Here is a 23,832-nt window from a genome sequence, read left to right as displayed (position 1 = left end):
GGACGCGGTGATTGGTGTTGATCTGGGGCTCACGCATCTCGCGGTGCTGTCCCGGCCGCTCCTCGGCGTCACCGACGCGGCCGGGTTCGTGTCCAACCCGAAACACCTCGTGCGTGCGTCGGCGGCGCTGCGTCGCGCTTGCCGCACGGTGTCGCGGAGACGCGGCCCGGACAGGCGCACCGGCACCAGGCCGTCGAAGAGGTGGAAACGAGCGAACCAGCGCCGCAACCGCGTTCACCACCGCGTGGCCAACCTGCGGAGAGATGGCCTGCACAAGCTCACGACAGCGCTGGTCCGCGAGTTCGGCACGGTCGTGGTCGAGGATCTGAACGTGGCGGGGATGCTGCGCAACCGCCGGCTGGCCCGGTCGATCGCCGACGCCGGCTTTGCTGAGATCCGACGGCAACTGGCGTACAAGACGCGGTGGCGGGGTAGTCGTCTGGTCGTGGCCGACCGCTGGTTCCCGTCGTCGAAAACCTGCTCGGATTGTGGCGTGGTGAAAGCCAAGCTGCCGCTGCACGTCCGGGTGTTCCGCTGTGGGTCGTGCGGGCTGGAGATCGATCGTGATCTGAACGCTGCTCGCAACCTCGCCGCCCTCGTGGTGAAAAGCGCAACAGGTACCGGAGAGGCCGGAGACCTGGAGTCGCAAGACTCGAACGGACGTGGAGCCGATCGGAAGTCCCACATCACGTGGGCTGGTGGCCATGAAGCGTCCACCCCGCACCCGACAACAGGGACAGACGGGACCCGACCATCCATGAGAACGACGTGATGCCACGACGTTGTCACCCGGATATGGTCTGTCGGTAGCTGCTAGCTTATGAGGAGCATCGTGCGACCTTGGCCTGGAAGGCCCTACCCGCTAGGTGCACAGTACGACGGCGTAGGCACGAATTTCGCCCTGTTCTCCGAGGTCGCGGAGTACGTCGAACTCTGCCTCTTCGACGACGGCACCGAGACACGCGTGAGGCTGCCGGAGGTGGACGGCTTCGTCCACCACGGCTACCTGCTGGGCGTGGGGCCGGGACAGAGGTACGGATACCGCGTCCACGGCCCGCACGACCCCGCACGAGGTCTCCGCTGCAACCCCAACAAGCTGCTGATCGACCCGTACGCGAAGGCCATCTCGAACGGCCTGGCGTGGGACGAGGCGCTGTACGGGTACAAGTTCGGGTCGCCTGACGAGCGCAACGACACGGATTCCGCGGCGCACGTGCCGAAGTCCGTGGTGGTGAACCCGTTCTTCGACTGGACGAACGACAGGCTGCCCAAGACGCCGTACAACGAGAGCGTCATCTACGAGGCGCACGTTCGCGGGCTCACCATCGACCACCCGGAGATTCCGCCGCGGCTGCGGGGCACCTACGCGGGCCTCGCGCACCCGGTGATGATCGACCACCTGATCAAGCTCGGGGTCACGGCGCTCGAGCTGATGCCGGTGCACCAGTTCATCAGCGATCACACGCTGGCCGAGCGGCGCCTCAGCAACTACTGGGGCTACAACACGATCGGCTTCTTCGCTCCGCACGACGGTTACTCGGCGTTGCCGCTGAACCAGGTGCAGGAGTTCAAGGGCATGGTCAGGGCCCTGCACCAGGCGGGGATCGAGGTCATTCTCGACGTCGTCTACAACCACACGGCGGAGGGCAACCACCTCGGGCCGACGCTGTCGATGCGCGGTATCGACAACGAGGCGTACTACCGGCTGGTCGAGGACGACCCGCAGTTCTACACGGACTACACGGGTACCGGTAACTCGCTGAACGTGCGCACGCCGCACACGTTGCAGCTCATCATGGACTCGCTGCGGTACTGGGTCACCGAGATGCACGTCGACGGCTTCCGGTTCGACCTGGCTGCGACGCTGGCGCGCGAGTTCTACGACGTGGACCGGCTGGCGACGTTCTTCGAGGTCGTGCAACAGGATCCGGTGGTGTCGCAGGTCAAGCTGATCGCGGAGCCGTGGGACGTCGGGCCCGGTGGCTACCAGGTCGGCAACTTCCCTCCACTGTGGACCGAGTGGAACGGCAAGTTCCGGGACACCGTGCGGGACTTCTGGCGTGGTGAGCCGGCGACGCTGGGTGAGTTCGCGTCGCGCATCACCGGTAGCAGCGACCTCTACCAGGACGACGGGCGCCGGCCGTACGCGTCGATCAACTTCGTGACGGCGCACGACGGCTTCACGTTGAACGACCTGGTCACGTACAACGAGAAGCACAACGAGGCCAATGGCGAGGACAACCGCGACGGTGAGGACCACAACCGGTCGTGGAACTGCGGTGTCGAGGGGCCGACGGACGACGACGAAATCGTCCGGCTGAGGGCACGGCAGCGGCGCAACCTGATGGCGACGATGTTGTTGTCGCAGGGTGTGCCGATGATCCTGCACGGCGACGAGTTCGGTCGCACGCAGCACGGCAACAACAACGCCTACTGCCAGGACAACGAAGTTTCCTGGGTCGACTGGTCGTTGCTGGAGAGCAACGCCGAGCTGGTCGAGTTCACCTCGGCGCTGGCCAGGTTCCGCAAGGCGCACCCGGTGTTCCGGCGCAAGCGCTTCTTCGCGGGCCGGCCGATCCGCAAGGGCGAGGAGCTGCGCGACATCGCGTGGTTCACGCCGTCCGGCGAGGAGATGACCGAGCAGAACTGGGAGGACGACTTCGGCAAGTGCATCGTCGTCTTCCTCAACGGCGAGGGGATCCCGGACCTCGACTCGCGTGGTATGAGGGTGGTCGACGACTCGTTCCTGATGGCGTTCAACGGGCACTACGAGGACATCCAGGTGACGTTGCCGGATCCCGAGTACGGTCCTGAGTGGACGGTGGTCGTGGACACCGCGACCGGCGAGGTCGGCAACGGCGCCAAGCCGATCATCGCCTCCGGGGAGCTGAACCTGGCCGCGCGGTCGCTCGTCGTGCTGCAGCGGGTGGGCTGATGGGCGCGCCGTCCTCCACGTACCGCGTCCAGTTCACCCCGTCCTTCACCTTCGCCGACGCCGCCGAGGCCGCGGATTACCTGGCACGCCTGGGTATCGGCGCGTTGTACGCCTCGCCGATGCTCGATGCGCGCGAAGGGTCGACGCACGGCTACGACGTCGTGGACCCGACCCGTGCGCGGCCGGAGCTGGGTGGTGACGACGGCCGGATCGCGCTGCAGAAACGCTTGTCGGAGCTGAGTCTCGGCCTCGTCGTCGACATCGTGCCCAACCACATGGTGGTGCCGAACCCGTGGTGGGAGGACGTCCTCGAACACGGACAGGCCTCCCGGTACGCGCGGTACTTCGACATCGACTGGTCGTCGGGCAGGGTTCTGCTGCCGGTGCTCGCCGAAGACGCTCAAGATGAACCCGGTGAGCACTTCGTCAGGGTGAACTGGCGGCGCGGCAACACCGAGCTGAACTACCGGCGGTTCTTCGACATCACCGAGCTCGCGGCGGTGCGGGTCGAGGATCCTGAGGTGTTCGAGGCGACCCACCGCGAGGTGCTGTCGTGGGGCGTCACGGGGTTGCGCGTCGACCACCCGGACGGGCTCGCTGATCCCGGCGGCTACTTCCGGCGGCTGCGCGAGCACTTCGACGGCTGGCTGGTCGTGGAGAAGATCCTCGGGCCGGACGAGTCGCTGCCGCAGAGCTGGCCGGTCGACGGCACGACGGGCTACGACGCGTTGCGCGAGATCTGCGGTGTGTTCATCGCGCCCACCGACACGTTCGCAGGTGACTTCCACGAGGTCGAGCACTCGTCACGGCAGCAGGTCGTGGACTCGATCCTGGCGGCCGAGGTGCGCAGGATCGCCAGGCTGGTGCAGGGTGTGCCGTTCGAGGACGCGTGCCAGGCCGTGGCCGAGGTGATGGTCAACTTCCCGGTGTACCGGTCGTACCTGCCGGAAGGCCTGCGGCACTGGGAAACTGCGGTCCACCGCGCCAAGTCTCCCGCCGCGCGGGCGTTGGACGAGCAGGTCCGCGCCGATCCGCACGGTGAGCTGGCGACCAGGATCCAGCAGACGTCCGGCATGGTCGTTGCGAAGGGCACCGAGGACACGGCGTTCTACCGGTACACGAACTTCGTGGCGCTCAACGAGGTCGGCGGCTCACCGGACAGGTTCGGTCTGTCACCGCACGAGTTCCACCAGCGCGCGGCGAACCGTGAAGCCGGTGAGCCGAACGCCATGACCGCGCTGTCGACCCACGACACCAAGCGGTCGGAGGACGTGCGGGCCAGGCTCGCGGTGCTGGCGGAGATCCCGGACGAGTACCTGGCGTTCGAGGCCGCGATGACCGAGAAGCACGGCATCTCCGAGCCGACGCTGAACAGGCTGGCGTGGCAGTCGCTCGTGGGCGCGTGGCCGATCACGGAGGAACGCATCGGCCAGTACCTGGAGAAGGCGTCACGCGAAGCCAAGATCGCGACGTCGTGGGTCGACAGGAACGCCGAGTTCGACGCCGAGGTGGCCGCGTGGCCGCAGAAGGCGCTGAACGAGCCGGAGGTCGCCGCGTTCGCCGAACGGATCAAGGCGCCCGGCTGGTCGAACTCGTTGGGGCAGAAGCTGGTCCAGCTCACCGCACCGGGCGTGCCGGACGTGTACCAGGGCACCGAGCTGTGGGACTTCTCGCTGGTCGACCCGGACAACCGCCGCCCGGTCGACTACGCGGTGCGCCGGGAGTTGCTGGACCGCCTCGAATCCGGCTGGCTGCCGGAGATCGACGACTCGGGCGCGGTGAAGCTCCTCGTTGTGCAGAAGGCGTTGCACGTGCGGAAGCGAGGTCTGCACGGCTTCCGGCCGCTCAACGCCGAGGGCCCCGCCGCCGATCACGTGCTGGCGTTCGAACGGTCCGGTGTGATCACGGTGGCGACGAGGCTGCCGGTCGAGCTGGCGCAGAAGGGCTGGCAGGACACGGTTCTGCCGCTTCCGGGTCCGGAGTGGACGGACGTGCTCACCGGCCGGCCCGCGAGCGAGGACCTGGCGTCGTTGTTCGACCGCTATCCGGTGGCACTGCTGGTGCGAGGGGAATCGTGAGCTTCTCTGTCTGGGCGCCGACTCCTGAGTCGGTGCACGTGCGCGTCGACGGCTTCGACCACGAGATGAAACGCGATGGCGACCGGTGGTACTCGGACGTCCAGTCGCCGGAGGGCACGGACTACGCGTTCGTCATCGAGGGCAAGACGTATCCGGATCCGCGCTCGCTGTGGCAGCCCAACGGGGTGCACGAGGCATCCCGTGTGTACACGCATGAGTTCGAGTGGACGGACGGCGCGTGGACCGGCCGGGCGCTGCCGGGCGGCGTGATCTACGAGCTGCACATCGGCACGTTCACGCCGGAGGGCACGTTCGACGCGGCCATCGGCAAGCTCGATCACCTGGTGGACCTCGGCATCACGTTCGTCGAGGTCATGCCGGTCAACAGCTTCGACGGCGTGGAGGGCTGGGGTTACGACGGCGTCCTGTGGGGTGCCGTGCACCAGCCCTACGGCGGGCCCGACGGGTTCAAGCGGTTCGTCGACGCCTGCCACGCGCGAGGGCTCGCCGTGCTGCTTGACGTGGTCTACAACCACCTCGGGCCGTCCGGTGCGTACCTCGACAGGTTCGGGCCGTACTTCGCGGGCCGCAACGACTGGGGCCCAGGGCTGAACCTGGACGGACCGGGCTCCGACGAGGTGCGCCGGTACGTGATCGACAACGCTTTGCAGTGGCTGCGGGACTTCCACGTCGACGGGCTGCGGCTCGACGCCGTGCACGCGCTGGCAGACCGGCGTGCGGTGCACGTCCTCGAAGAGCTGGCGGTCGAGGTGGACGCGCTCTCCGTCAGTGTGGGACGGCCGCTGACGCTGATCGCCGAGTCCGATCTCAACGACGCCAAGCTGGTGACCGCGCGGGAAGGCGGCGGCTACGGCCTGCACGCGCAGTGGTCAGACGATCTGCACCACTGCCTGCACGTGGCGTTGACCGGCGAGACTTTCGGTTACTACGAGGACTTCGCGGCACCGGGCGCACTCAAGAACACCCTGGAGAAGGTGTTCTTCCACGCCGGCACCTGGTCTTCGTTCCGCGAGAAGCACCACGGCAAACCGGTCGACACCGCGTTGATCCCTGGCCACCGGTTCCTGGCGTACATGCAGAACCACGACCAGATCGGCAACCGCGCCACCGGTGACCGGCTGCCCGCGACCGTGCCGACCGGGAAGTTGTTGTGCGCGGCGGCGATCGTGCTGTGCTCGCCGTACACGCCCATGATCTTCATGGGGGAGGAGTGGGCGGCGAGCACGCCGTGGCAGTTCTTCGCGTCTTTCCCCGACCCGCAGCTGGCCGAGGCCGTCAGGACGGGCAGGCGCCGTGAGTTCGCGAGGCACGGCTGGGGCGAATCCGACGTGCCGACCCGATGTCGCCACGGACCGTGGAGAACTCGCGACTCAGGTGGGACGAGCTGACCAGCGGCGATCACGCCGAGGTGCTGGAGACCTACCGTGCGCTCATCGCGTTGCGCCGCTCCCGCCCCGAGCTGGCCGATCCGCGGTTGGACAGGTTCGTGGTGGAGCAGGACGGGGCGTGCTTCGTGCTGCACCGCGGGACGACCCGCGTGGTGGTGAACCTCGGAACCACCCCCGTCCCGCTGCCTCAGGGAGAGGTGCTGCTGACCTCCTCGGCGGACCCGTCGTCGCTGTCACCGGAGTCGTTCGCGGTCGTCGCGTCGACGTGATCCCACAGCATCTGGTCGGCCACGTCGACGGGCCGGCCGAGGTGCGCCTGCACGAACGCCGCGACCAGCCGGTCGGCGGCGACGTGCAGCTTGATGTTGTGGTGCTGGGACATGTGCACCAGCAGCTGGAAGGCCTGCTGGGGTGTGCATGGTTTGCGTGCGGCGATCAGGCCGGTGGCCTGCCCGATGACGGTCCGGGACACCAGAGCTTTGCGCAGCCCTGCCACCTCGGCCTCGAGGGCGGTGATTCTCGCGGACGACACCGCCGGCTCCTTTCACGTCGTCATGGTCACAGCGGCATGCCGGTGCGACGACGGTGCTTCGGGAGCTGCATTGCGAAGGGCGGGCGCACCCAGAGCAAGCCGTCACATCGGCTTGCGGCTGGGTTCTCAACCGCGAGTGATCACCTTATCAACTGTTTCGGGCGGTGCTCGCCGGGTAACCAATCGATGTAGCTGACCTCCACCGAAGGAGCCTGATCCATGGGTGCCGACGACAAGCTCAGCAACAAGGCTGAAGAGATGAAGGGTCGCGCGAAGGAAGCGGCCGGCGACGCCACGGACAACGAGCAGTGGCAGGCCGAGGGCCGCGCCGAGCGCGCCAAGGCGAACATCAAGCAGGCGGGCGAGAAGGTCAAGGATGCCTTCCGTTCGGACAAGTAAGTCCGCTGACGCCGCCCCGTACGTCCCGGAAGGGGCGGACTGGGCGGCGTTGCGTTCGGCGTCCTGCGGGTGCCGCGGGTGCGAGCTCTACAAAGGCGCCTCGCAGACCGTGTTCGGTGAGGGACCGGTGCCCGCGCGGCTGATGATGGTGGGGGAGCAGCCCGGCGACCGCGAGGACGTCGAGGGGCACGTGTTCGTCGGACCTGCCGGACGGTTGCTGGACAAGGCGTTGGGGGCCGTCGGCATCGATCGTTCCCAGGCGTACCTGACGAACGCGGTGAAGCACTTCAAGTTCACCGAGCGCGGGAAGCGCAGGATTCATCAACAGCCTCGGCGGGGCGAGGTGGTGGCGTGCTTCCCGTGGTTGCGCGAGGAGATCAGGGTCGTCAACCCCCGGCTGATCGTCGTGCTGGGCGCCGTGGCCGCGAAGGCTTTGCTCGGCGCGTCCTTCACGCTGACCGCGCATCGCGGTGAGGTGCTGGAGCAGGACGGGTTGCGGATCGGCGTGACGGTGCACCCGTCGGCGGTGCTGCGGGCCGAGAACCGGGACGAGGCCTACGAGGCCCTGGTGGCCGATCTCAAGGCCCTCCAGAAGTCCCTGTAACGGAGAAGTCCCTGTAACGGGACAACCCCCGGACGACTCCCGCGTCAGCGGGCCGAGCGGGACCAAGCGCTCGAAGTCCGGGGGCCGGGTGGCTGCCTGGTTCTTCACTAGGCGTCACCGAGGGCGGTCCTAGCGGACAGCCACCTCACGAGTCCTGTAGCTATACAACTTTGGACCACCTCCTCTCGTGTGTACGACGAACCTATGTCGTGATCGGCCGGCCTCGCAACGGAGTTTCTCCGGCCGTTTGACTTGCGTGTTTCGCGTAGAATCCACAGACATGGTGCGCATCCCACTGACTTCGCTGGAACGGGAGCGCGGCAGGCGGCTCGGTCAGTTGCTGCGGGACGCCCGCGGCGAGGAGAGCATGGTCGAGATCGCGGCCCGCGCCGGGTTGTCGGCCGAGACGGTGCGCAAGATCGAGACGGGACGTGCTCCCACGCCGTCGTTCTTCACGATCGCCGCACTCGCCGGCGCGCTCGGCATCTCGCTGGACGCCATCAACGAGCTCCTGGCGCCGCAGAGCCGCTCGGCCTAGAACGTAAAACGACCCGATAGTGGGTGGACCCACTCGGCTGAGTTACAACGAAAGTCGGTACTCCCCGCCGATTTCGCAATGCCCCCTTGACTTCAATCCCAGGCCCATGTTCCGGTGGAGTCACGAGATTCGCACTTCTCGCAACAGGGGGAAATGATGAAATTCATTTCAGCGGTGATCGCTGCATTCCTGGCGTTCACACTGGTCGGTGCTCCCGCGGTGTCCGCGGCGCCGGTCGAGCAGGTCAGCAGGGGGGACATGCTGAAGCGGGCGGCGACGTGGCTGACCGCGAACAACGGCGGCAGGGTGCCGTACAGCATGAAGAAGTACTGGAAAGATGGCTATCGGCAGGACTGCTCGGGTTATGTGTCGATGGCCGCGAAACTGGGGAACAAAGATCCCAAGGGCGGGCCGAACACCGTGGCTCTGGCCTCGAACAAGTACACGACGCCGGTGAAGATCGCCGACATGAAGCCGGGTGATCTCTTCATCGACCCGGTGGACCAGCCGGGTTCCGACTTCCGGCACGTCGTGATCTTCGAGAAGTGGGCCAAGGCCGACAAGTCGGAGTACATGGCCTACGAGCAGCGTGGTGGCTTCGGCACCGACCACCGTCCGCGCAAGTACGGCCTTGAGCCGAACAGCAAGTACAAGCCGTACCGGCTCAAGAACGTCACGGGCTGATCGTCACCAGGCGACCGGCATGGCCTGCGGTGCACGCATGGACATGCCGGTCCGCCACGTGACCTCGTCGGCCAGCCGCAGTCCTGGGAACCGGCCGAGGATCGCCGTCAGCGCGACCTGGACGTCCATCCTGGCGAGCTGCGCGCCGATGCAGTGGTGCGGCCCGTGCCCGAACGTGAGGTGCCCCTTGGCATTGCGCGTCACGTCGAACCGGTCGGGGTCGGGGAACTGGCGCGGATCCCGGTTGGCGGCGTGCTTGGCGAGCAGCACGGGCTCGCCGGCGTGCACGGTGCCACCGCTCAGTTCCACGTCTTCCAGCGCGTACCGGGGCAGGATGTCGGAGATCTCTTGCGCCGGAATCCACCGCAACAGCTCCTCGACGGCGCCGGGCATCAGCTCCGGCTTCTCCCTGAGCAACCGCGCCTGGTCCGGGAACCGCAGCAGGGTGTGCACCGAGTTGGCGATGTGGCTGGCCGTGGAGTCGTACCCCGCGCCGAGCAGCAGTACGAGGAGCTGCACCAGCTCCTCGGCGGTGAGCTTGTCGCCTTCCTCCTGCGCCACCACCAACGCACTGATCAGGTCGTCTTCCTGATGCTCTCGCCGCTGGTCGGCGAGCCCGGCGAGGTAGCCGGCGAGCTCACCCAGGCGGGACATCTTCTCCTCGTCGGTCATCGCCGTGATCGACATGAACGCCTCTGCCAGGTCCTGGAAGTGGTCGCGGTCCTCGTAGGGCACGCCGAGCAGATCGCAGACCATCAGTCCTGGCAACGGAACCGCGTAAGCCGTCATCAGCTCCGCCGGTGGGCCGGCCTTCTCCATGTCGTCGAGCAGTTCGCCGGCCAGCCGTTCCGCGGTGGTGCGCAGCTGTTCGACTCGGCGCACCGTGAAGGCGTGCGCCAGCAGGCGCCTGAGCCGGGTGTGGTCCGGCGGGTCGAGGTCGGTCAGGATCGCGCCCATCCGCTGCGGTCCCATCCGGGGCGTGTCGCGCACGGCGGCCTGGGCGAGGCTGAACCGCGTGTCGCTGAGTGCTAATCGCACGTCGTCATATCTGGTGAGCAGCCAGCCTTCTTCCCCGTGGGGGAGCTGGACGCGGGCGAGAGGTTCGTCGTCGCGCAGCCGGCCGTACATCGGGTCGATCTCGAGCCCGTCCACCGGGCCGAACGGGTAGGAACGCGCAGTCATGGGGCATCCTCCAGAGTTCGCGGCGAGGCCATCATGCGCGCGAGGAGAGCGTGAACACCACCTTTTCGTCTTGAATCGCCGCAGCGTGGTAAACGCTTTCATCCGAGGCTTGCCTGCTCTTGACCGGCTTTGAGGGCCGTCCTAGGCTGCCCTCGTAGGTACACCTCCGATCTTTGGTCGCAGCCGCCGCGGACCTGAAGGGTGTTCTGTGGATCTGTCGCGGCGCGAACTGCTCGGTGGGGTTGTGGCCGGGGCGGCGCTCACGGCGTTGCCGGCCAAGGCGAACGCCGCCGATTCCGATGTCGGCCTGGAAAGCACCGGGTGCGCCACGAGGATCGACTGGGAACGGTTCCTCGGTGAGCAGGACCTCGTCTGGCAGCGGATTCCGCGTGCCTGGTACGAGGGCCCGTTCCTGGGCAACGGGTTTCTCGCCACCGCCGTCTACCGCGAGCCGGGCGCGAACGCCATCCGGTTCACCGTCGACCACGCGAAGGTGCAGGACCACCGGCCCCAGTTCGGGAACGAGTGGGGTGTGGCGCGGCTGCCGGTCGGGCGGCTGCTGCTGACGCCGGTCGGCAAGATCACCGGTGTCGACCTCAGGCTCGGCCTGTGGAACGCCGAGCTGCGCGGCAAGATCATCACCGACAAGGGTGAGCTGGCGGTCAGATCGTTCGTGCACGCCGAGAAGTCGTTGCTGCACCTGGAAGTTCGCCCGACGAGCGGTGAACGCGGCTTCAAGCTGGAGTTCCGGGCGCTCGACGCGCTGAGCCCGCGCACGATCCGCGAGCCACCGCCCGCGACGTTCCCGCTCAATCCCAAGCCGGTCACCCGCACCGAGAACGGGCTCACGCTCGTCACCCAGGAGATGGTCGCGGGCGGCCAGACGGCGACGGCGTACCGGACGCGAGAGCTCCAGGGCCGCACGGACTTTCTGCTGTCGGTCGACCACTCGTTCCCGGACAGGACCGCGGAGGCGGCCGTCCGTGACGCGATCACCAAGGCGCCGATGCCGGAAGTGCTGCGGTACCAGCACCAGAAGTGGTGGCATCGCTTCTACCGCAGGAGTTTCGTGTCCGTGCCGGACGCGTTGATGCAGAGCTTCTACTGGATCCAGCTGTACAAGCTCGCGTCGGGCGCACGGCAAGAAGCGCCGATCATGCCCACCACCGGGCCGTGGCTGGAGCCGACACCGTGGCCGTCGGTGTGGTTCAACCTCAACGCCCAGCTCGAGTACTGGCCGGTGCACGCGTCGAACCACCTCGAGCTCGACCCGATCCCGCGCACGATCTCGCAGAACCAGCAGATCCTCGTCGACGCGCTGCGACCGGAGTTCCGCGCGGACTCGATGGGCTTGAGACGCAGCACCGACCCCACGTTCCAGGACGCCGGGTTCGTCGGCTCCCCGTTGCATCCCTCGCCGGACCCGGAGATCGGGAACCTGCCGTGGCTGCTGCACAACGCGTGGCTGAGCTATCGGCACACCATGGACGAACGGATCCTGCGCGACACCGTCTTCCCCGTGCTGCGCCGGTCCACCAACTACTACTTGCACTTCCTGCGCAAGGGCAACGACGGCAAGCTCCACCTGCTGCCCACCTACTCGCCCGAGTACGGCGTCGCACCGGACTGCAACTACGACCTCGCGCTGCTGCGGTGGTCCTGCCGCACGCTCATCGAGTCGGCAGGGATCCTCAAGATCGACGACCCGCTCGCCGCGAAGTGGCGGGAGGTGCTCGACCAGCTCGTCGAGTACCCGGCGGACGCGGGCGGGTTCATGATCGGCGCGGGTGTGCCGTTCGCGAAGTCGCACCGGCACTACTCGCACATGCTCGCGGTCTACCCGCTGCACGAGGTCAACTGGGAGCAGCCGGAACGCCGCGACCTCATCGAGCGGTCGCTGAAGCACTGGCTGAGCTTCGAGGGATCGTTGCGCGGCTTCACCTTCACCGGCGCCGCGTCGATCGCGGCTCAGATGACCCGTGGCGACGACGCCCTGAAGTACCTGCGCGAGTTCGTGGCCAGGTTCGCCCAGCCCAACACGATGTACTTCGAGGCGGGTCCAGTGATCGAGACGCCGCTGAGCGCCGCGAAGTCGTTGCAGGACATGCTGATCCAGAGCTGGGGCGGGCTGATCCGGATCTTCCCCGCCGTGCCGGCCGTCTGGCAGGACGTCACGATCCACGACACCCGCACCGAGGGCGCGTTCCTGGTCAGCGCGGTCAGGCGGGGCGGCAGGACGCGGTTCGTGCGGGTCCAAAGCGAAGCCGGCCAGCCGTGCCGCATCCGCACCGGCATCGAGGGGCCGCTGAAAGTCCGGGGCTGCTCGAAGTGGAGCGTCGAGGACGGCGTCGTCGAGCTGCACCTCAAGCGTGGCCAGGAAGCTCTGATCCACGCGAAGGGCGAGCGCGACTTCACCATCGCGCCGGTCCGGATCACCGAACCGGGCAGGCGCTGGGGCCTACCCGCGTTGCCTCCCGGTGGCAGTGCGGTGCCGGTGGACATCAGCGCGTCGCTCGACAACGACGGCCTGTCCAACGAGTTCACCAGCCGTGACGGCGACTTCGACGGCCTCGGCAACACCTACCCGGCCGCCCAGCTGCCGCAGACCGGCTCGGTGACCGACGACAGCATCCTGTTCGAGTTCCACAACGGCGACGAGGCGAGCAAGAACAACATCATCGCCAACGGGCAGACGCTCGCCGTCCCCGCCGGGAAGTACGTGAAGCTGCACCTGCTCGCCGCCGCCGACACCGGCAACGTCGAGGCGGACGGCGCGGTCACCTATGCCGACGGCGCCGTCCCTGCCCGGTTCCGGGTAACGGCGTGGCAGCAGCGACCGCAGTTCGGTGAGTCGGAACCCGTTGCCACGACGCTGATGCACACCCCGACAGGCCCGGTGGCCAAGCAGGTGTCGATCTTCCACCAGACGCTCGTGCTGGACGCCACGAAGGAGCTCTCCGCCGTCACCTTGCCCAAGACGGGCGGGCCACGCCTGCACGTCTTCGCGATCACCTTGGAGAAGCCGAAGTGAGATCACTGCTCACCGCGCTGACGCTCGTCGCAGCGTCCGTGGTCGTACCCGCGACACCCGCCACCGCCGCCGACCCGGAACTGGCACTGACACCGCCGATGGGGTTCAACAACTGGAACACCACCGGCTGCGACATCAACGAGCAGATGATCCGCGACATGGCGGACATCTTCGTGACCAAGGGCCTCAAGGACGCGGGCTACCAGTACGTCAACGTCGACGACTGCTGGGCCGACGCCACGCGCGACCCGGAGACGGGCCGGTTGCGCAACCACCCGACCCGGTTTCCCAGCGGCATGAAGGCGCTCGCGGACTACGTCCACGCCCGCGGCCTCAAGTTCGGCATCTACACCAGCGCGGGCACGCAGACGTGTGCGAAGACGATGCCGGGCGCGCTGGACCACGAGGAGATCGACGCGCAGACGTTCGCGGACTGGGGTGTCGACTACCTCAAGTACGACAACTGCAACAACCAGGGCCGTCCCGCTCTCGAGCGCTACACGAAGATGCGTGACGCGTTGAAGAAGACCGGCCGCCCGATCGTCTACTCGATCTGCGAGTGGGGCCAGAACAAGCCGTGGGAGTGGGGCAAGGGCGTCGGTCACCTGTGGCGCACCACCGGTGACATCAACGACACCTGGTCCAAGACCGTCGAGATCCTCAAGCTGAACGCGCCTCTGGACGCCTATGCCGGGCCGGGTCACTGGAACGACCCCGACATGCTGGAGGTCGGCAACGGCAAGCAGACCACGACCGAGTACAAGAGCCACTTCGCGCTGTGGTCGATCATGGCGGCGCCGCTGCTGATCGGTGCGGACCTGCGGAAGGTGTCCCAGGAACACTTCGACATCCTGCGCAACAAGGAGATCATCGCGGTCAACCAGGACAAGCTCGGCGTCCAGGGCAAGGTGATCCACCAGAAGGACGGGCACTGGGTGTTCGTCAAGCCGCTCGCGAACGGCGACAAGGCGGTGGCGCTGTTCAACGAGTCCGAGGTGAACGCGACGATCTCGACCACGGCTCGTGAGCTCGGGTTGCCGCGCAGCGTCGGCTACACCGTGCGGGATCTGTGGCAGCACAAGAACTTCCAGTCCGCCGGCAAGATCTCGGCCGCGCTGCCGCCGCACGGCACCGCGATCTTCCGGGTGAAGGCTTCGCAGGACTGGTACCGGCACGAGCCCGCGATCGACACCCAGCTCGACATCGCGCAGCGGGTCCCCGGCATCCCGAGCACGATCACCCCCGCCGGTGAGCCGTTCGTGGCCACCGTGACGGCGACCAACCAGGCTCCGATCCCGGTCCTGAACGCCGCCACGTCGTTCACGGCGCCCGCGGGCTGGCAGGTCGAGAAGCTCTCGTCGGAACGCGCGCCCGTCCTGCTGACCTCGCAATCCGTGCAGAGCAAATGGCGGGTGACTCCGCCTGCCGGGGTCGTACCGGGAAACCATCTGCTGAACGGCGCGCTGGGCGTGACGTGGGTCGGGCACGGAAAGCTGGTCCGGCCGGTGGATTCGGCTGTGCTGGTGCCGGTGGCGCCGCCGTCGGGTGGCTCGTTGTGGGCCAGTGACGTCAAGTTCACCACCGAACGCAGCGGCTACGGGCCGGTCGAGCGAGACAGGTCCAACGGCGGCTACGTCGGCGGTGACGGCAAGACGCTGACCATCAACGGCAAGACCTACGAGAAGGGGCTCGGCGCGCACGCCAATGCCGAGCTGATCCTCTACGTCGGCGGGCGCTGCACCTCGTTCTCGTCCGACGTCGGCATCGACGACGAGCGCGACGTGAACCAGCTGGGTTCGGCGATCTTCGAGGTCTGGGCGGACGGCACGAAGGTGGCCGACAGCGGGCTGCGCACGTGGAAGGACGACGCGGTCTCGGTGACGGGGTCCTTGCAGGGAGCCAAGTTCCTGCGCCTGGTCGTCAACGACGGCGGTGACGGCGTCAGGTTCGATCGTGGAGACTTCGCCGGCGCGAAGCTGACCTGCTGACCGCCACCACCGAGACGACGGCGACGAGCACGCCCGTGGACAGGATCTGAACGCGGGCCTGCTCGTCGCTGAGCATCAGCACGATGATCGTGACGATCCCGGCCAGCGCCAGCCAGGAGAGGTACGGATAACCCCACATGGGGAGCGTCGGGTTCTCGATGGTGCGGCGCAGCCGGATCTGCGAGATGGCGACGAACGCCCAGACGATCAGAAGTGCCGAGCCGACGGCGTTGAGCAGCAAGAGGAACACCGTGTCCGGCCACAGGTAGTTCAGCAGCACTGAGAAGAACCCGAACGCCACCGAAGCCAGCACGGCGTTACGCGGGACGCCGTTCTTCTTGTTCAGCAACGCCTTGGGCGCCTCGCCGCGTTCGGCGAGCGAGCAGAGCATGCGCGCGGCGCCGTAGAGGGTGGCGTTGATGGCGCTCAGCAGCGCCACGAAGATGACGACGTTCATGATCTGCCCGGCCGCGGGAATGCCGAGCCGGTCCAGCACCGCCACGTACGGGCTGGCGCCGACCTGGGAGTCGTTCCACGGCAACAGGGTCACGACCACGGCCATCGAGCCCAGGTAGAAGACGAGCAGCCGGGTCATCGACGTCCTGACGGCCTTGCCGATGGCGTGCCTGGGATCCTCGGCGTCCGCCGCGGCGATCGTGACGACCTCCAGGCCTCCGAACGCGAACACCACCGCCATGAACCCGGCCACGACCCCGCCCCAGCCGTGGGGCAGGAAGTCCTGCAGGTTCTGGGCTCCTGGGGAGTCGACGCCGGGCAGGAGGCCTGCGATGGCCGCGGCGCCGAGTACCAGGAAGAGGACGATCGCGGCGACCTTGAGGCCGGCGAACCAGAACTCGAACTCACCGAAGTTGCGGACGTCGGTGAGGTTCACCGCGGTGAGGACGGACATGAAGATCAGCACCCAGGCCCACTGGGGCACCGCGGGGATCCAGCCGGAGGCGATCTTGGCCGCACCTGCCGCCTCGACCGCCAGCACCACACCGACCGCTGACCAGTAGACCCAGCCGACGGTGAAGCCGGCCCACGGCCTGAGCGCCTTTTCCGCGTGCACGGAGAACGCGCCGCCGCTCGGGTACTCGGCAGCCATTTCCCCGAGCATGCGCATGATGAGCAGCGCCAGAATTCCGGCGAGACCGAACGAGATGAGCACGGCCGGACCGGCCACCGCGATGCCTGCGCCTGTCCCGACGAAGAGTCCAGCGCCGATCACGCCGCCCAGCGCGATCATGGTGACATGCCGTTCCCGCAGGTGAGTCACGCTCTCCAGCCCCGTTCAAGTGTGCCGATGGCGGCCCGATAGTGAGTTCATGGCGGCGGAGAGTCAAATCGTGTGATCGGAGTTACACCACGATCAAGTGAGGGTGAGATCGATGAACTCGCCTAAGGGAGTATTGCCGCAACTCGACACGTTCTCCAGTGCCCTTGAGCGTTACTCGGACTGGGGGTGGCTCGTCCTGCGGTCGGAGAACCGGCTGTTGCTCACCACCGATCACCAGGTGTCCGCCGTGGAGCTGGCGGCGGGGATCGGCGGGGAGGTGCAGCACTACCTGTCCGTGCGAATGCTGGCCGGGCCGGTGGTCGTGTTGCCTGGCGCTCCTGGGCGGTGGCTCATCCTCACGTCGTCCGCCGACGAGGCTTCGCAGGTGAACCTGATCCGGTTGCGCGCGCGTGGAGCGTTGACGCACCGGCTGGGGACGTTGGTGCCGTTGCCGCCTTCGCGGATCGACCGCGGTGGGATGGGGTGGCTGGGGGAACGTCCCGCGGAAAAGCCGTTCCTGCCGCCGTTCTCCGCGGTGGTTGCCGCGCTGCGAGCGGTCACCGAGACCGCCGGACTGCGCTGACCCGTTCTTGGGCGCTTTCTTGACACTTCGGAATCGAGGGAGAAAGGCGCCCACGCAGTGCTTTTGCGCAGGATGACCATGTGATGTGGGGACCCCTACGACCCCCTTGGGTTAGCGGTGACTACCCCGGTTGCGGTGGAAATTCACTCCACAGGACGCCGTTGGGGCTCTACGTTTGTGATGTCAGACACCCACGGAAGGAGCCCGACATGGACCGCCACGAAATTCTCGCCGACGAGGATGGCCACATTCGCGGTTACGACTAGAGAGCACTCCACTGGCCGCGCGGGGGAGTCACCCGAAGCGACTCCCTCGCGGCTGGAGTGACCAACTGGTTCGTGCCGCTTGTCGGGCCTGAGGATTTCCCGGTCGTTGTTACGGCATCACGACGACATCGGGTGTTTGCCCGTGCTGGCGCGGATCACGAGCGTTGTCGGGAGCTCACGGACCTCGGCGGGGCCGCCGTCGAGACGGGCGGCCAGCAGGTCCACGGCCACCTTGCCGGCTTCTTCGGTCGGCATCGCGACAGTGGTGAGGGCGGGCGAGCACATCGCGGCGTAGATGATGTCGTCGAAGCCGGTCACGCTGATCTGCCGCGGCACCTTGACGTCGTGCGAGGCCAGATGGCTCAGCACGCCCAGCGCCATCAGGTCGTTGTACGCGATGAACGCCGTCGCATCGGTCTTGAGCGCCTGCTCGGCGGCCGTGAGACCGCCGGCGAAGTTCGGCTCGAACGGGCCGAGCATCGGCGCGCGGTTCCGCAGGCCCTGCAGCCTGCGGTGGTGCGACCACGCCGTGGCCGGGCCTCCGAGGTAGACGTACTCCTTGTGGCCCAACGACTCCAGGTGGGCGATGACCTGGTCCATGCCCGACCCGCTGTCCATCAGGACGGATGAGACGCCCGGCACCATGCGGTTGATCAGCACCAACGGCGTCAGGTCGGCCAGTTCGGTGATCACCTCGTCGGACTCCAACGGTGAGCACAGCACCACGCCGTCGACCTGTGCGGCCATCGTGCGCACCAGCTCGGCCTCGGTTCCAGGGTCCTCCCTGCTGTCGCAGAAGAACACCGAGGCGCCCGCCTCGCCCGCCCGCGTCTGCACGCCGCGCAGCACGGCGGGGTAGAAGGGGTTCTCGAGGTCGGGCACCACGATGCCGAGGTTTCCGGTGCGGCCCGTGATCAGGCTTCTCGCGGCGCGGTTCGGCCGATAACCGAGCCCGCGCACGACGTCCAGCACCCGCTGCCGCGTGGCTTCCTTGACCAGGCCCGGCGCGCTCAGCGCGCGCGAGACCGTCGAGACGGAGACCTGAGCCTGGCGAGCGACATCCCTGATGGTGACGGCCACTCGTGAATCATCTCAGTCAAGGTCAAGAAGAACCCATTCCTCCGACGTCTACAGGGCCAGGCCCGTCAGCACGAGCACTCGGGGCTCCGTCAGGTCCTCCATGGCCGCGCGCAGGCCCTCACGGCCGATGCCGGACTCCTTCACACCGCCGTACGGCATCTGGTCCGCGCGGTAGCTCGGCACGTCGCCGACGATCACGCCGCCGACCTGGAGCCGTTGCGCGGCACGGAAAGCGAGCCGCACATCGTTGGTGAACAGGCCGGCCTGCAGGCCGTACTTCGACGCGTTGACGCGGTCGAACGCCTCCTCGACGCTGTCCACCCTGGTCAGCGTGACGACAGGGCCGAACACCTCCTCGGCGCTCACCTTCGCGTCCTCCGGCACGTCGGCCAGCACCGTGGGCGCGTAGACCCGGCCGTCACGGGTGCCGCCGGTCAGCACGGTCGCGGAAGCCTCGTTCACCCACGCCTCGACGCGGTCGGCGGCGGCGTCGTTGATCAGCGGGCCGACGTCGCCCGCCACGTCGAGCTTGTTCACGTGCTGCACGACGGCCTCGGACAGCGCGTCGTAGATGTCGGTGTGCACGTAGACGCGCTGCACCGAGATGCACGACTGACCGGCCTGGTACATGGCGAACGTGGCGATGCGTTGCGCGGCGAACTCGAGGTCCTGCCAGTCCGGCGCGACGATCGCGGCCGCGTTGCCGCCGAGTTCGAGGGTCACGTGCTTGCGCGGCACGCGTTCCTTGATGCCCCAGCCGACCGGGCCGGAACCGGTGAACGAGACCACCGGCAGGCGCGGGTCCTCGACCAGGCGAGCGGTGTCCTCATTGGACAGATGCAGGACTGACCACGCGCCCTCGGGAAGGTCGGTCTCGGCCAGCAGCTCACCGAGCAGGAACGCGACCTTCGGGGTGGCGGGCGCGGGCTTCAGCACGATCGGCGCGCCGGCCGCGAGTGCCGGGGCGACCTTGTGCGCCACCAGGTTCAGCGGGAAGTTGAACGGCGCGATGCCCAGCACCGGACCGCGTGGCACCCGGCGGACCAGCGCGAGACGACCCTCGGCGGACGGGTCGGTGTCGAGGCGCTGCAGCTCACCGGAGAACCGGCGCGCCTCCTCCGCGGCCCAGCGGAACGTGGAGATCGCGCGGGTCACCTCGACGCGCGCCCACTTCAGCGGCTTGCCGGAGTCGTCGTTGATGGCCTGCGCGAACTCCTCGGCGCGCTCGGCCAGACGGCGCGACACGTGGTCCAGCGCGGCGGCACGGCGGTGCGCCGGCAGCGCGGCGAGCTCGGGAGCGACGGCAGCGGCCTTGGCGACCGCGTTCTCGACGTCTTCCGGAGTGTGAAAGGGAATCATGCGAGCAGAGCTCCTTCGAGCACGTCGAGACCTTCGGCGAGCAGGTCGTCCGGGATGACCAGCGGGGGCAGCAGACGGATCACGTTGCCGTAAGTGCCGCACGTCAGCACGACGACACCCTGTTCGTGGCACGCCTTCGCGACACGCGCGGCGACGTCGGGCGTGCGTTCGGTGAACTCGATCGCCAGCATCGCGCCACGACCGCGGATTTCCGCGATGGTGTCGGTTTTCTCGGCCACGGCACGAAGCCTGCCAACGACGGTCTCCTCGATGCGACGTGCGGCGGCGTTGAGGTCGCGCTCGCGCATCGTGCGGATGGCACCCAGAGCCGCAGCACACGCGACGGGGTTGCCGCCATAGGTGCCGCCGAGCCCGCCGACGTGCACGGCGTCCATGATCTCGGCGCGACCGGTGACGGCGGCGAGCGGCAGGCCACCCGCGATGCCCTTGGCGGTCGTGATCAGGTCGGGCACGACGCCCTCGTGGTCGGAGGCGAACCACGAACCGGTGCGGCAGAAGCCTGTCTGGATCTCGTCGGCGACGAACAGCACACCGCGCTCACGGCACCAGTCGGCGATCGCGGGCAGGAATCCGGGGGCGGGCGCGATGAATCCGCCCTCGCCCTGGACCGGCTCGATCACGACGGCGGCGGTGTTGTCCGCGCAGACCTGCTTCTCGATGGCGGCGATGGCGTTGCGAGCTGCTTCGGCGCCGGTCAGGCCGTCGTGCAGCGGGTAGGACGCCGGCACCCGGTACACCTCGGGAGCGAACGGCCCGAACCGGTGCTTGTACGGCATGTTCTTGGCGGTCAACGCCATCGTGAGGTTCGTGCGGCCGTGGTAGCCGTGGTCGAACACCACGACGGCCTGCCTGCCGGTGACGTGCCGCGCGATCTTGACCGCGTTCTCCACGGCCTCGGCACCGGAGTTGAACAGCACCGACCGCTTCTCGTGAGTGCCGGGGGTCACCGCGTTGAGCTCTTCGCACACCTCGAGGTAGCCCTCGTAGGGGGTGATCATGAAGCAGGTGTGGCTGAATCTGTCGATCTGCGCGTGCACCGCCTCGGCCACCGCAGGAGCCGGGTTGCCGACGTTCGTGACGGCGATGCCGGAACCGAGGTCGATGAGCTGGTTGCCGTCCACGTCGATCAGCAGGCCGTCGTCGGCGGAGTCGATGTAGACGGGCAGCGTCGAGCCGACACCCGCGGCGACGGCGTCCTTTCGCCGCGCCTGGAGTTCCAGCGATTTCGGACCTGGGATCGGGGTGCGCAGTCGGCTCATGTGCCCCAGCATGACCCTGGTCACCGCGCTACGCAGTGTCTGAAATGGCGATCTATCGGCGTGACGTTGTACAAATTGGCACATGCCCATCACGCTGCACGGCGTGGTCGGGCTCGGCTTCGGCACCGGGCTGGGTCACGACGTCGTGCCCGCGGCGCTGGTGGAAGCCGCCGCGAGCACAGGGCTGGGCCTGGTCGAGGTGCCGCGCGATGTGCCGTTCATCGCGATCAGCAAGGCGGTGTCGAAAGCACTCGCGGCGGACGAGTACGCGGCCCTGACCAGGACCAGCGAGGCGCAGCGAAGCGCAGATCATCGTGCTGGCACAGGAGTTCGACGGCTTCGCATCGTCCGAAGTGGACGCCACCGAGGTCGCGAAGGCCGAGCATGCCCTCAACCGCTCGATGGACTCACCGGGCCTGCGCGCGGAACTGTGGCTAGCTCTCCACAGCGAAGGTCAGTGAGGCGGTGTAGCCGGACTGGACGTTGCCCGACATCGTCGCCATCTGCTGGTCCGTGCCGTCGCGGAACACCATGTCCTGCTTCAAGGAAGTCCGTGACATGTTCTGGACGCTCTGCGTGTAGCCGGTCGTGCCGTAGACCTCCTTGCACGTCGTCTCCGGCAACGCGAGCTGCGAGGTCGTGATCTTGTTGCCCGCCTTGGTGGCCTCGGCGAGGCTCGGGTAGACCTCGAAGTGGATGTGCGGCCAGCGTCCCGAGTAGGCGCCGGGGAAGACGCTGACGAACTTCAGCTTTCCCGAGCTGTCGGCTTCCTGGACTCCGCGCAGGAAGTTCTCGTTCTTCACGCGGTCGGAGTACATCGAGTAGTCGCCGTTGATGTCGCAGTGCCACAGGTAAACGGCGGCACCCGCGTACGGCTTGCCGTCGGGGTTCTGAACCGTCAGGTCGATGGTCAGCTGCACGCCCTCGGCCGTGCGAGTCGAGGAACCGAAGCTGGAACGGATGTCCGAGCGCACGATGCCGCTCTGCGTCAACGCGTTCGGGCCGTTCGAGCCATCACCGGGGAACGGGCCGGCGGTCTCCTCGGGAATGGTTTCCAGAGGTGAGCCGTCAGCCGCGGAGGACGTGCCCGTGGTGGGGGTGGTCGAGTTCGCGGTGGTCGTGGTCGACGGGGCGCAGGCCACGAGGGTGAGACCTGCGCCGCCGAGCAGCGACAACGCCCGCCTGCGCCCGATGAGCGTGGCGAGGTCGAACTGGAGGCCGCGGTCGTGGTTGTCCGTCATGTGGACCAGCTTGAGGCTGTTTCCTGTGAGCCGCCTGTGTCTTCGCTGTCGGCCTGCTAGCAAGGCAGGGTAAGGAAAAGGTAAAGCTCAAATAGTTGCAGCTTGATGCAAGTCGCTCTAATGTGGGTGCCTGGGGCGGTCATGGGGGACCGTTGCGAACTTTCGTTCGCACGAACACATCTTCGGGACTCGGGTGGGTCTCTTTGGCGTGTGCGCGCCAGGAAACCACCCTGTCGGGGGGAGACCAATGGGTCAGAAGAAGATCAACTATCCATCGATCGACGACCATCTGGGTGCCGGTTCCGGACGTTACTTCGGTGCTGGCTATCGGCGGGTGGAGCACAGCGTGCACAGCGCTGTCGTCGATCGCGACAACGCGTCCGTCGAGGCCAGTGCGGTGGTGGGATATCCGGTCGACTGGTCCACGAAGTCCTCGCGGCGCAAGCTGGTGCCGCACCTGAGCACGATCGACGCGGCCGTGCTGAGCGTCGTGCTCGCCGAGGCCTATCTCACGAGCACGTTCGCCCTGAACGACGATCAGCGGCGGACGATGTGGCTGCGCCGGATGGTCATCAAGGCGGGCAACAAGCCGCAGGAACAGCTGGAGGGCTTCCGGATCTCGGCGAACCACCGCGAGACGACCGGACGTCCTGACGGCACGTCCGTGTCCGTTTTGGACAGTCAGCTCGGCGGCCTGCGCACCAGGGTGGAGGTCGTGCACGACGAGGGTCGTCACATCTGTGGGAGCGGTCGCGAGGCGTTGCCCGACGACCTCCTCGGTGACCCGGACAGGCGTTACTACGCCAACGGATTCCGTGCGCATCAGCAACGGATAGCCGACGTGGCACTGGATCTGGACGCGACAGAGGTGTCCGGGCGGGTGCAGGTCACCGGCGAGGTGTTCCCCGACGGTTTCGCGGGTGCGTACCAGCCGGGCATCACCGTGGTCGACGGCATGATCGTGCTGGCGCAGCTCGCGCAGTCGCTGCTGTACCACGTCGACGACATCCGGCGCGGCGACAGCAACACGTTGTGGATGCGGCAGGTCGACTTCACCGCGGGGTCGCCGCACCAGCGCAGCACCGAGTTCCGCACGTCGACGTCGATCACCCGCAGCAGGCTGCTCGGCTTCGACGGCGGCACCTGGCGCACGTCGGACTGGACAGCGGACTTCGCCGGTCTGCGTTACGCCTACCGGCTCGCGCACCGGCTGCCCGCCGAGACCAGGCTGGCGGTGAGCTCATGACCACTGTGGTGCGTGACGACTTCCTGATAGTCGTGGAAGGGGCGGCCCGGTTGTCCTGGTGCCGCACGGGTTCCGCGCAGTGGAAGCCGGTCGGGCTGTGGCCGACACCGGAGCAGGA

Annotated in this window: 19 protein-coding genes and 1 pseudogene; 13 read left to right on the top strand and 7 right to left on the bottom strand. The window is 67.5% G+C overall.

Translation table 11 applies throughout. From position 1 onward, the window contains the following. From FXN61_RS30505 to treZ, 4 genes and pseudogenes are all read left to right on the top strand, one after another. Positions 1 to 772 (top strand): RNA-guided endonuclease InsQ/TnpB family protein (locus tag FXN61_RS30505; protein WP_223165665.1); only part of this gene is annotated, 772 nt, incomplete at its 5' end. 60 nt (positions 773 to 832) lie between these two features. Continuing rightward, positions 833 to 2,935 (top strand): glycogen debranching protein GlgX, encoded by a 2,103-nt coding sequence (gene glgX, locus FXN61_RS30500; protein WP_312878101.1) that lies wholly within the window; start codon positions 833 to 835, stop codon positions 2,933 to 2,935. Further along, entirely contained in the window at positions 2,935 to 5,013 is a 2,079-nt protein-coding gene (gene treY / locus FXN61_RS52985; protein ID WP_167977447.1) for a malto-oligosyltrehalose synthase, read from the top strand. The genes glgX and treY overlap by 1 nt, the downstream gene beginning before the upstream one ends. Further along, positions 5,010 to 6,691 (top strand): annotated as a pseudogene (gene treZ, locus FXN61_RS30490) (malto-oligosyltrehalose trehalohydrolase). The gene treY and the pseudogene treZ overlap by 4 nt, the downstream one beginning before the upstream one ends. On the opposite strand, the gene FXN61_RS30485 reads toward treZ, so the two are convergent. After that, positions 6,610 to 6,954, bottom strand: a complete 345-nt coding sequence (locus FXN61_RS30485) for an ANTAR domain-containing protein (RefSeq protein ID WP_167977446.1) — start codon at positions 6,952 to 6,954, stop codon at positions 6,610 to 6,612. The pseudogene treZ and the gene FXN61_RS30485 overlap by 82 nt on opposite strands. A 219-nt stretch (positions 6,955 to 7,173) precedes the next feature. Here FXN61_RS30485 and FXN61_RS30480 point away from each other — a divergent pair, with 219 nt between their 5' ends. The 4 genes from FXN61_RS30480 (at position 7,174) to FXN61_RS30465 (ending at position 9,179) form a co-directional block, all read left to right on the top strand. Further along, positions 7,174 to 7,353: a CsbD family protein gene (locus FXN61_RS30480; protein WP_167977445.1), complete on the top strand. Its 180-nt coding sequence runs from the start codon at positions 7,174 to 7,176 to the stop codon at positions 7,351 to 7,353. Further along, positions 7,331 to 7,957: a UdgX family uracil-DNA binding protein gene (locus tag FXN61_RS30475; protein ID WP_167977444.1), complete on the top strand. Its 627-nt coding sequence runs from the start codon at positions 7,331 to 7,333 to the stop codon at positions 7,955 to 7,957. Before FXN61_RS30480 ends, FXN61_RS30475 begins: the two co-directional genes overlap by 23 nt. A gap of 280 nt (positions 7,958 to 8,237) precedes the next feature. Continuing rightward, positions 8,238 to 8,495 (top strand): helix-turn-helix domain-containing protein, encoded by a 258-nt coding sequence (locus FXN61_RS30470; protein WP_030473285.1) that lies wholly within the window; start codon positions 8,238 to 8,240, stop codon positions 8,493 to 8,495. A gap of 174 nt (positions 8,496 to 8,669) precedes the next feature. Next, a complete protein-coding gene (locus FXN61_RS30465) occupies positions 8,670 to 9,179 on the top strand; it encodes a DUF4846 domain-containing protein (protein ID WP_167977443.1) in 510 nt (169 codons plus the stop codon). A 3-nt stretch (positions 9,180 to 9,182) separates the two neighbouring features. Here the strand turns inward: FXN61_RS30465 and FXN61_RS30460 are convergent, their stop codons facing one another. After that, positions 9,183 to 10,361: a cytochrome P450 gene (locus tag FXN61_RS30460; RefSeq protein WP_167977442.1), complete on the bottom strand. Its 1,179-nt coding sequence runs from the start codon at positions 10,359 to 10,361 to the stop codon at positions 9,183 to 9,185. A gap of 208 nt (positions 10,362 to 10,569) precedes the next feature. On the opposite strand from FXN61_RS30460, the gene FXN61_RS30455 reads away from it, so the two are divergent. Next, entirely contained in the window at positions 10,570 to 13,392 is a 2,823-nt protein-coding gene (locus tag FXN61_RS30455; RefSeq protein ID WP_167977441.1) for a glycosyl hydrolase family 95 catalytic domain-containing protein, read from the top strand. Beyond that, positions 13,389 to 15,380, top strand: coding sequence for an NPCBM/NEW2 domain-containing protein (locus FXN61_RS30450; RefSeq protein ID WP_312878100.1), 1,992 nt, complete (start codon positions 13,389 to 13,391; stop codon positions 15,378 to 15,380). Before FXN61_RS30455 ends, FXN61_RS30450 begins: the two co-directional genes overlap by 4 nt. On the opposite strand, the gene FXN61_RS30445 is transcribed toward FXN61_RS30450, so the two are convergent. Further along, positions 15,334 to 16,659, bottom strand: a complete 1,326-nt coding sequence (locus FXN61_RS30445; protein ID WP_312878099.1) for an amino acid permease — start codon at positions 16,657 to 16,659, stop codon at positions 15,334 to 15,336. The genes FXN61_RS30450 and FXN61_RS30445 overlap by 47 nt on opposite strands. 112 nt (positions 16,660 to 16,771) lie before the next feature. Between FXN61_RS30445 and FXN61_RS30440 the strand changes: the two genes are divergently transcribed. Then, positions 16,772 to 17,242 carry a hypothetical protein gene (locus tag FXN61_RS30440; protein WP_167977440.1) on the top strand — a complete coding sequence of 157 codons (471 nt, stop codon included), beginning with the start codon at positions 16,772 to 16,774 and terminating at the stop codon, positions 17,240 to 17,242. Between the two features lie 383 nt (positions 17,243 to 17,625). On the opposite strand, the gene FXN61_RS30435 is transcribed toward FXN61_RS30440, so the two are convergent. From FXN61_RS30435 to gabT, 3 genes are read right to left on the bottom strand one after another with little or no spacing between them, the layout of a single operon-like run. Further along, positions 17,626 to 18,588, bottom strand: a complete 963-nt coding sequence (locus FXN61_RS30435; protein WP_167977439.1) for a LacI family DNA-binding transcriptional regulator — start codon at positions 18,586 to 18,588, stop codon at positions 17,626 to 17,628. A 48-nt stretch (positions 18,589 to 18,636) separates the two neighbouring features. Beyond that, a complete protein-coding gene (locus FXN61_RS30430) occupies positions 18,637 to 19,947 on the bottom strand; it encodes an aldehyde dehydrogenase family protein (RefSeq protein WP_167977438.1) in 1,311 nt (436 codons plus the stop codon). Continuing rightward, positions 19,944 to 21,227: a 4-aminobutyrate--2-oxoglutarate transaminase gene (gabT, locus tag FXN61_RS30425; protein WP_167977437.1), complete on the bottom strand. Its 1,284-nt coding sequence runs from the start codon at positions 21,225 to 21,227 to the stop codon at positions 19,944 to 19,946. Before gabT ends, FXN61_RS30430 begins: the two co-directional genes overlap by 4 nt. 314 nt (positions 21,228 to 21,541) lie before the next feature. Between gabT and FXN61_RS30415 the strand changes: the two genes are divergently transcribed. Then, the gene (locus tag FXN61_RS30415; RefSeq protein WP_167977434.1) at positions 21,542 to 21,688 is read left to right on the top strand and encodes a hypothetical protein; all 147 of its coding nucleotides are present in this window, start codon (positions 21,542 to 21,544) and stop codon (positions 21,686 to 21,688) included. On the opposite strand, the gene FXN61_RS30410 is transcribed toward FXN61_RS30415, so the two are convergent. Continuing rightward, positions 21,662 to 22,468 (bottom strand): dioxygenase family protein, encoded by an 807-nt coding sequence (locus tag FXN61_RS30410; protein WP_167977436.1) that lies wholly within the window; start codon positions 22,466 to 22,468, stop codon positions 21,662 to 21,664. The genes FXN61_RS30415 and FXN61_RS30410 overlap by 27 nt on opposite strands. Before the next feature lie 247 nt (positions 22,469 to 22,715). Here FXN61_RS30410 and FXN61_RS30405 point away from each other — a divergent pair, with 247 nt between their 5' ends. Then, a complete protein-coding gene (locus tag FXN61_RS30405) occupies positions 22,716 to 23,714 on the top strand; it encodes an AvrD family protein (protein ID WP_167977435.1) in 999 nt (332 codons plus the stop codon). Positions 23,715 to 23,832: the final 118 nt, after the last annotated feature.

The sequence above is a fragment of the Lentzea indica genome (assembly GCF_012184385.1).
Classification (GTDB): Bacteria; Actinomycetota; Actinomycetes; order Mycobacteriales; family Pseudonocardiaceae; genus Lentzea; species Lentzea indica.
The sequence above is the reverse complement of the archived record's forward strand: the minus strand, read 5'-3'. Positions and strand labels throughout refer to the sequence as shown.